Below are 8,308 nucleotides of genomic sequence, written 5' to 3'. Positions count from 1 at the left end.
CTCACGCGGCCTGAAACACCACACCGGAAGTGACAACCAGACCTTCAGCAGTCCCAAACCCGGGACTGCTGAAGGTTCCGTGTGATGTCTGCCGCGGTGTGCGGCGCTCGTTCCTAGATGAGGTCGTTGAGCCGTTCTTGCGTGCGGGGGTCGGTGGAGTAGAGGACAACGCCGCGCATGCCTCGCGTCAAGAGCACCTTGTAGACGTTGCGGACCAGCCGGTCGAAGTCGTCATCACTGACCTTGGTGCGGTTCCTGAAATCGGGATCCCTGTTGGCAGATCGGACCGAGACCCAGCGGTCGTCACGCCACACAAGGTCGGGGCCGATGATCACACCCGCGTAGTCGTACTCGAAGCCCTGCGCGGTGTAGATGCAGCCGACCTGACCAAAGCCCGCGGGGTCTGACGCCCACAGTGCGGCCGCCGGGGCGCCGCCTACGGATCGATCGCCCTTGAGGTTCCAGGGGCGGGCCCAATCACCGATGCGCACGTCCGGGACCAGAGTCCCGTCACTGTGTGGGTCGCTCCACGGCCAGCAGTAGCCGGCTGCCATCCGGGCCGAGTAGCCAGCCTCGAGTTTCAAGCGAAGGTAGGCCTCCATCTCATGCGGGTCGTCGGCGACCGAGACCTCAAAGTTGGGCTCGTTGCCCCAGGTGGTTGCGCCGCCGGGCTCGAGCTCGAGGAGCCGCTGGACCCACGTGACGTACTCCTGCGAACCGCCACAACGGAACTGAGCATCGAGGTTGATTTCGACCACGTCGATGCCTCTCGAAGCCGCGTGGCCGCGGATGTCCTCAACCGTGCCGAGCTCGCCCGGGCGGACGACTTGGTGCTGGTCGAGGAGAAAGATGGGGACCCTCGCGGCGTCGAGGAGCTCCTCGACCTGGGGACGGCCGGTGCGATGCTCGGCCCTCGTCCATCGGGACGCCGACGTCTCGCGGATGCGGTGTGCCTCGTCCAAGATCAGAGCGTCGAGGTCGTTGGGCACCGCGGCCATGAACGAGTTGAAGTACTGGAACATCTTCTGCACCCGCGGAGCCCGTCGTCCGGCGACCTTGCGCAGAGTCTGCGTGAACGAGCGCGACCCCGTGGCGTGCAGGACCGAGCGGCCCTGTCGAGAGAGCTCGCCCAACAGCGACAGCGCGATCACGCTCTTCCCGCTCCCCGGACCACCGGAGACGATGACGGCCGTCTTGGTGTTGCTCCGGCGTGCTCGCTCCACCGCGTGCAGGACGTAGTTGTAGGCGTCGCGCTGCTCGTCCAGCAGGGTGAACATCTCGCGCTGCTGGACCTCCTCCGCGGCGAGCGCCAGAAGCTGCTTCGACGGCGCGATTCGGCTGTTCATCAGATTGTCGGCGGCTTCCGCTCCGTTTGAGCGGGGGGCAAAGCGGCTCTTGAGGAAGTCCTGGAACTCGCCACGACGCTGCCCGGTGAACACCCGCCCGTGGGCGTCGCCCGGGAGGCGGAAGAGGTCGTCGACGCCCGAGTCGGTCGCGTTGTGGAGGTAGGCGGCTCCAGCAACCGAGCCCGGATCGTCCGCGAGGGTCGTGGTGAAGCCGAGCAGGTAGTCGCAGTAGTCCCTGACCTGGAGGGCAGGGTGCGTCACAGGCCGTCCGTAGTACTCCTCGATCGTGACCAGGGTGTCGCTGTCTTCGAACCGGGTTGCGTGGCTCCACTGCTTCATTTCGACGACGAGGTACGAGTACCCACCGGTCTCCGGGTGCTTCCCTGCGAGGACAACATCCGCGCGCTTGCTCGTGAGCGGGAGCTGGTATTCGATGAGCATCTCCACGCCGCCCAAGTCGGCATCCAGGAGATCGGCGCGAAGCGCGGGGAGGCTGCGCTCCCAGGACCGGCGCTCGGCCGGGCTGGGCGACTGTCCGGTGCGAATCGCCATCTGCTCAGCAAGCATCTCGCTCAGGCGGTGCTCGACCGCAGAGAAGCCGGTGACAGACGTCCGGTACAGCGTCACGAAGAAGAACCCCAGGCAGCACGAAGTAGACCGTGCGGGTGGGGGCTTGTCCTGACGCGGAAGCCCGTCGGGCCGCTGTTACGGGTGAGACTCTAACGGGCGCGTTGCGGATTCGGGGGAAGCGGCATACTCGCGGTCGTGTCAGACCTCCAGGCCATTCGCGATGCTGCCCGTGCGTTCCGTGAGGAGCGCGACTGGGAGAAGTTCCAGGACCCCAAGTCCGTGATGCTCGCGCTGGTGGGGGAGGTGGGTGAACTGGCCGAGCTCATGCAGTGGCTCCCGGCGGACGACGCGCGTGTGAGGCTGGGGGAGGAGCCGTTGCGAACTAAGGTGTCGGACGAGATGTCGGACGTGCTGATCTACCTTGTGACGCTTGCGGACAAGCTCGACGTGGATCTGGCAGCAGCCGCACTATCCAAGATCGAGAAGTCTGCGAAGAAGCACCCTTCCAGCGCTGTTCGTGGGGTCGCCCCGACCCACGTCACGTAGCCTCCGCCCAGCCGACGCAGTGCGACAGGGGGTGTCAAGTCATCGAGGGAAGCGTGGTGGAGATGATGCGCGCGACCTCGAGGCGGCGGGCGTCATCCAGCGGACCGTCGAGCGCGGACAGGGTCGACAGGCCCTTGAGCCCGCGGAGCCGCACCCCGTTGACGCGGCGGTTCCTCTCCCACATCGGAAGGATGCCGTCGACGAAGCAGAGCACCGGGATCACCGGGGTGCCCTCCGCAGGCGTACCGGCGAGGGCGTCGACGACGACGTCGCGCTGGCCGAGCATCGCGGTGATCAGGGCATCGCGCTTGCGGCCATTCACCTTGAGCGTCTCGACGCTCGGGCCGAACAGCCCTCCGGACCGCTCGACCGACACGTCGGCGTTCTTGTAGAACTTCGCGTCGATGACGAACACGCCGCTCGCCCCGACGAACAGTTGGTCGATGTTCGACCGCTTGCCCGGGACCCGCCGGTCGTGCAGGGCGAACCCGAGGCCGGACTCCGTGCACGTCAGGAGGGCTTGGGCCACCCGGGCCTCACCCGCCGCGCCGACCTTCCAGGCGTGCGTCGTCTGTCGCCCGTCCGGGTAGAAGAAGCCGTTGAGGGCACGCCAGATCGCGCTGCGTTGCTGCCGCGCCGCCTCGTCCTTGGCCTTGCGGCGCTCGTACTCCTTAAGGGCGGCGGCGCCGGCGGTCCCCACGTCGAGGGCGGGCTCGTCCGGCTGCGGGTCAGCCACCGGGAGTGCAGGCGGTGCGGGCAGTGCATCCCCACGCGCCGCCTCGTGGCACGGGAGGCACGTCACCGTCTTCGTGCTGCGGGTGTACGCGCCGCGCTCACCGGCTCCGACCGCGTTGCCGCACTGGCAGGTCGCGGCGTAGCGCAGGCGCATCACCTTCGTCTCGGGCGGGGCGGTCATGGTCCGTCTTCCTGGTGGTCGAGTGGAGCGGTCAGATGCCGGGCACGCACGGCCCGTTGCCGAGGACCGACAATGCCGCCGTGTCGGGGCGACCGCGGCTCGGTCGTGACGGCGCGATGCCGTCCGGGCTCCCAGGCGCGTGGGTCGTGGCGCGACGAGTGTCCGCCCGGCCAGAGCACCTGCTCCGGGTCCAGATTCGTCAGGTCGAGGCGGTCGAGCTCCTCGAGCTTGCGCAGCATCTCGGGCTGTCGACGACCCGGCCCACCCGTGAGCGCGTCCATCCGCGCGCGAAGTCCCCCGTTCGGCACGCGGTCAACCTAGGAGCCGACCAGTGCGCGTCTCCGCAGGTCAGGCGCCAAACCGGCCGAACGGCTGAATCTCGCCCCGGGGCTTGGAGCTTGTCGGACCTGCCCTCTAGCGTTCCGACGCAGTGTCACAGCGATGGGGGATGACGGTGGGAACCTTCCCGTTCGGCGCACCGGTGCGCGACCTGGCGATGGGTGTGCCTCTGCGAGAGGTGTCGACGATCGTCGTCGGCGCCTATCCGTCGGCGGTCCACGTCGAGTGGACACCACCCGAGGGGCGGGCCCGACGGGTCGTGGCGCTGCCGGTCGACAACGAGCCCTACCCGTTCTGGGACGGCTCAGGCATGGACCACTTCGTCGAGCGCTGGCGCAGCGAGTACTTCCGGGCCGAGTGGGGGTCGGTGCGCCCGTCGCGCCTCAACGGGTCGTCCGGGCGGCAGCTCCACGCCCGCTGGCTGGCACCTCTCGGTTTGGCTCCCGACGACTACTTCGTCACCGACTGCCTGCCCACCTCGATGATGAGCCATGGCGTCGAGGGGGTCGTCACGGGGGAGGGTGTCTATGCCGTGCTGGCCGAGGTGCTGGGTCTCCCGACCGTGGACATGGAGCCGCACCCCTCCGAGAATGCCATCGTCAGGGCGGCCGAGGGCCAGCACGACCGGCTCCGCCGGCAGGTCGAGGCGTCCGGGGCGTCGACCATCGTCACGCTCGGCAACGCGGCGGCCCGCGTGGTGGCGGCGCTCAGTGGTCAGCGCGGTGGCGCCCTGGACGGGGCTGGTTACGAGACACCTCGGTCGGCGACAATCGGCGGCCGCACACTGGTGTGGCATGCCCTCGTCCACCCGGCCGTCCGCGCCCCGTGGGTCGAGCGCCACGACAGCTGGGTCCGCGCCCGGACGAAGGAGACCGCATGAGCAACGCCCCGGCCGGCTGGTACACACAGCCGGATGGCACCCAGCGCTGGTGGACCGGCTCGTCCTGGTCCGAGGTGTCGGCACCCGGTACCGACACCGTGGTCCACGGCCAGGTGGTCCAGGCGTACGCCGGGCCTCCCGCCGGCCCGATGACCCATCCGGTGCAGCCCGGCCAGCCGGCACCCCTCGTCGCCGGACCATACGGCTACGCGCCCGCGGTCCGCGTCGCGCCGAAGAGCCCAGGCGTCGCCGTCATCGCCTCTTTCTTCCTGCCCGGCCTCGGCCAGTTCATCAACGGGCAGGCCGGCAAGGGCGTCGCGTTCCTGCTGACGTACCTCGTCAGCTTCGTCCTGCTCTTCGTCTTCATCGGGTTCATCACCCTGCCGGCGGTCTGGATCTGGTCGATGGTCGACGCCTACTCGAGCGCGCAGGCCTGGAACGCGCGGCACGGCATCCTCAGCTGAATCAGCGCCGCGCGGCTCGCCCGCGTGGTCTACGGCGACAGGTGCGCCCGAGCGTGGACGCAGCGTGGGGGTGCTGTGGGTGGGGCGCGGCGGCGCCGGTCGGGAGGCTGGGGGTACATCCAGCACCCCCCACCGAGGAGCCACCATGACCATCACGACCCACACCGACGAGCGCCCCTGGACCCAGGAGATGGTCGTCGTCCACCGCGCCTTCCGCCGGGAGTTCCCCGCGGCCGCCGCGATGGTGCGGCGCACCGCCGAGGGCGACACGAAGCGCGCGAAGGTCGTCGCCGACCACATCCGCCTCGGCCTGGCCGGGCTGCACATGCACCACACCGGCGAGGACGCCCTGCTCTGGCCGCTGCTGCTCGAGCGGGCCGCCCCGTCCACCGGCCTCGTCGAGACGATGCAGGCCCAGCACCACGGCGTCGACGAGCGCACCGAGGCCATGCTCCCGGCGCTCGACGCGTGGCAGGCCGCCCCGACGCGGGCCACCGGGGAGCACCTCGCCGGCCTCATCGACGGCTTCGCCGCAGCGCTGTTCGAGCACCTCGACCTCGAGGAGCGCGAGATCCTCCCGCTCGCGGCCCGGTACGTCACCGCCGCCGAGTGGAACCAGCTGGCCAACCACGGCAAGGACTCGATGAAGGGAAGCGAGCTGCCCATCATGTTCGGCCTCGTCCTCGAGGAGGCCACCCCCGAGGAGCGGGCGCGGCTGCTCGCCAACCTGCCGGTGCCGGTCCGGCTGATCCTGCGGACGGTCGGCGCGTGGCAGTTCGCGCGCTACGTCAAGCGCGTGCGCGGCTGAGGACGGCGGCCGCCCGGGCCCGGATCTCGGCGTCGCCAGCCACCCGGCCGAGCTCCCACTCGCGGGTGAACGACTCCTCGTCGAGCGCCTGCCGCGTGGCGTCGAGCCCACGGTCGGACAGGGCGCGCGAGACCGGGAAGGTGTGGGCGACGGCGTCGACCGCCGAGACGTCCGCCGCCGCGCCGAAGAGCCAGGCGGCGCTGGCCGGGTCACCCACCCGCAGCGCCAGCGCCGCCAGGGCCGGGAGGGTGTAGCCGAGCGGCCAGCTCAGCCGGCCCTCCAGGCCGAGGTCGAGCGCCTCGCCGAGCAGGGCGGCGGTCCCCGCCTCGTCCCCGAGCAGCTCGGTGAGGGTCGCCTGCAGGTTGAGCGAGGTGGCCAGCGAGAACGGGTTGCCGAGCGAGCGAGCCCCCTCGACGACCAGGTCGAGGAGGCCGGCGGCAGCCTCGAGGTCGCCCGACACCAGCGCGGCCTGGGCCTGCCCGAACCTCGCGTGCACCGCGACCCACGGGCGGCCGGCGGCGACACCCTGGTCCCACCCGCTCCGGAGCATTTCCTCGGCGGAGGCGGGGTCACCCGAGAAGACGGCGCCGAACCCCGCGAGGATGAGGGTCTCGGCGGTGAGGCCGGGGTCGTCGACCCGGCCCGCGAGGGTGACCGCCGGCCCCGACTCCGCGCGCAGCCGCGCCACGTCACCGGTGAACAGCAGGAGCCCGAGGCGACCGGTGAGCCCGACGAGGCGCGCCCCGTCGGAGGCGCCGTCGTCGACCCGCTCCAGCCAGGCGAGGCCCTCACGGGCGTGGCCGCGCAGCGCGAGGTAGAGCCACAGGCTGCCGGCCAGCTCCGCGGCGTCCCCGGCCCGGTCGAGCTCGAGGAGCCGTAGGTACGCCGAGCGCAGGTTGGCGTGGTCGGCCTCCAGCCGGTCGAGCGCGGCGACCAGCCCGGGCCCCTGGAGCACGACGTGCGCGGCCACCGCCCGCTCGTGGAAGTGCGCGGCGTGCCGGTCGGCGGTGGTCGTCGCCTCCCCGCGCGCGTGCAACCGGCGCATCGCGTACTGCCGCACCGGTTCGAGCAGCCGGAAGCGCGGCTGGTCATCCGGTGCGGGGACCCGCAGCACGAGCGACTGCTCGACCAGCACCCCGAGCGCCGGCACGACGTCCTCCCCGCCGACGACCGCCTCGACGGAGTCGAGCGAGAAGCCGCCGCTGAAGACCGCCAGCCGCTCGAACAGCCCGACCTCCTCCGGCTCGAGGAGGTCGGTGCTCCAGTCGAGCACCGCGCTCATCGTCCGGTGCCGCTCCGGCAGGTCGCGCGGCCCGGCACCGGGGCCGGATGCCTCCAGCCGCGCGAGCAGCGTCGTGGGGGAGAGGAGCCGCAGCCCCGGTGCCGCCAGCTCGAGGGCCAGCGGCAGCCCGTCGAGGTGGCGGGCGATGGCCGCTAGCGCCGGGGCGTCGGGGCCGGTGACGGCGGTCGGAGCCCCGGCCGCGGCAGCGCGGTCGAGGAGCAGCGCGACGGCGGGGGAGCCGGCCACGGCATCGACGTCGTCGGTGCTCGGCGTCGTGAGCGGGGCCAGCACCATCTCGTGCTCGGCCCGGACGCGCAGCGGCGCGCGGCTCGTGGCCACGACGACGAGGTCGGCGCAGCGCGCGACGAGCTCGGCGAGGACGGGGGCGGCGCCGGTGACCTGCTCCAGGTTGTCGAGCACGAGCAGCACCCGCAGCCCCTGGAGGTGGGCGACGAGGGCGTCGAGCGGGGCGGTCTCGACCGCCTCGGGCAGCCCCAGGGTGGCGATGACCTTGGGGACGACGAGGGCCGGCTCGCGCACCGCGGCGAGGTCGACGGCGTGGGCGCCACCGGGGAAGGAGGCCTCCTCGCGGTGCAGCAGCTCGATGGCCAGGCGGGTCTTGCCCACCCCTCCAGGCCCGGTGAGGGTGACCAGCCGCCGGGTGCCGGACCGGACGAGAGTGCGGAGCGCGTCGAGCTCGGTGTCGCGGCCGATGAGAAGGGTGGCCGGCACCGGGGGCGAGCCGGCCGGTGGCTCGACGCGCTCGGCGGGGGACGCCGGTGCCGGCAGGCGCGTCGAGGCGGTGGGCTCGCGCGGGGGCACCGCGGCGACGAGGGTGGCGCGGTCGTCTTCGCCCAGGCCGAGCCCGTCGGCGAGGGAGCGGACGGTGTGCGGGTAGGGGCGGCGCCGCTCCCCGCGCTCGAGGGCGCCGACGGCCTTGGCGGTCAACCCGGCCCGCTCGGCGAGCTCCTCCTGGGTCAGCGACCGAGCGTCCCGCAGCCGGCGCAGCACGGTGGCGAAGTCGCCCGGTGCCCTGCCCGCGTCCACGGGGCAGACGCTAGCCCGTCGGGTGGGCCGCGACGGCGCTCCCGCCCTGGCGCGCCGGGTGGGGGTGGCCCCTCGATACCCCTCCGGGTGTGTGAGACGGTGGAGGGACC

7 protein-coding genes are annotated in these 8,308 nt (G+C 71.9%); 4 read left to right on the top strand and 3 right to left on the bottom strand.

Annotated elements, in window-relative coordinates:
* Positions 1-113 precede the first annotated feature (113 nt).
* On the bottom strand, positions 114-1,973 hold the full coding sequence (locus tag PKA89_RS14820) for a DUF2075 domain-containing protein (RefSeq protein WP_324420772.1): 1,860 nt from the start codon (positions 1,971-1,973) through the stop codon (positions 114-116).
* Positions 1,974-2,111: 138 nt separating this feature from the next.
* Here PKA89_RS14820 and PKA89_RS14815 point away from each other — a divergent pair, with 138 nt between their 5' ends.
* Positions 2,112-2,462: a nucleotide pyrophosphohydrolase gene (locus PKA89_RS14815; protein ID WP_324420770.1), complete on the top strand. Its 351-nt coding sequence runs from the start codon at positions 2,112-2,114 to the stop codon at positions 2,460-2,462.
* A gap of 34 nt (positions 2,463-2,496) precedes the next feature.
* Here PKA89_RS14815 and PKA89_RS14810 read toward each other — a convergent pair whose 3' ends face one another.
* Positions 2,497-3,378 carry a nuclease-related domain-containing protein gene (locus tag PKA89_RS14810; protein ID WP_324420768.1) on the bottom strand — a complete coding sequence of 294 codons (882 nt, stop codon included), beginning with the start codon at positions 3,376-3,378 and terminating at the stop codon, positions 2,497-2,499.
* Positions 3,379-3,826: 448 nt separating this feature from the next.
* On the opposite strand from PKA89_RS14810, the gene PKA89_RS14805 reads away from it, so the two are divergent.
* The 3 genes from PKA89_RS14805 to PKA89_RS14795 all read left to right on the top strand — a co-directional run bounded on the left by PKA89_RS14805 (position 3,827) and on the right by PKA89_RS14795 (position 5,869).
* Positions 3,827-4,597 carry a hypothetical protein gene (locus tag PKA89_RS14805; protein WP_324420766.1) on the top strand — a complete coding sequence of 257 codons (771 nt, stop codon included), beginning with the start codon at positions 3,827-3,829 and terminating at the stop codon, positions 4,595-4,597.
* Positions 4,594-5,061 (top strand): hypothetical protein, encoded by a 468-nt coding sequence (locus PKA89_RS14800; protein ID WP_324420764.1) that lies wholly within the window; start codon positions 4,594-4,596, stop codon positions 5,059-5,061. Before PKA89_RS14805 ends, PKA89_RS14800 begins: the two co-directional genes overlap by 4 nt.
* A 145-nt stretch (positions 5,062-5,206) precedes the next feature.
* Entirely contained in the window at positions 5,207-5,869 is a 663-nt protein-coding gene (locus PKA89_RS14795) for a hemerythrin domain-containing protein (RefSeq protein WP_324420762.1), read from the top strand.
* On the opposite strand, the gene PKA89_RS14790 is transcribed toward PKA89_RS14795, so the two are convergent.
* A complete protein-coding gene (locus PKA89_RS14790) occupies positions 5,850-8,198 on the bottom strand; it encodes a helix-turn-helix domain-containing protein (protein ID WP_324420760.1) in 2,349 nt (782 codons plus the stop codon). The genes PKA89_RS14795 and PKA89_RS14790 overlap by 20 nt on opposite strands.
* Positions 8,199-8,308 lie beyond the last annotated feature (110 nt).

The sequence above is a fragment of the Phycicoccus sp. genome (genome assembly GCF_035325325.1).
Classification (GTDB): domain Bacteria; phylum Actinomycetota; class Actinomycetes; order Actinomycetales; family Dermatophilaceae; genus Phycicoccus.
The sequence above is the reverse complement of the archived record's forward strand: the minus strand, read 5'-3'. Positions and strand labels throughout refer to the sequence as shown.

Bases quoted from the DNA above. Each gene is read 5' to 3' on its own strand.
- PKA89_RS14810 (WP_324420768.1), bottom strand. From the start codon at position 3,378: ATGACCGCCCCGCCCGAGACGAAGGTGATGCGCCTGCGCTACGCCGCG.
- PKA89_RS14805 (WP_324420766.1), top strand. From the start codon at position 3,827: ATGACGGTGGGAACCTTCCCGTTCGGCGCACCGGTGCGCGACCTGGCG.
- PKA89_RS14800 (WP_324420764.1), top strand. From the start codon at position 4,594: ATGAGCAACGCCCCGGCCGGCTGGTACACACAGCCGGATGGCACCCAG.
- PKA89_RS14795 (WP_324420762.1), top strand. From the start codon at position 5,207: ATGACCATCACGACCCACACCGACGAGCGCCCCTGGACCCAGGAGATG.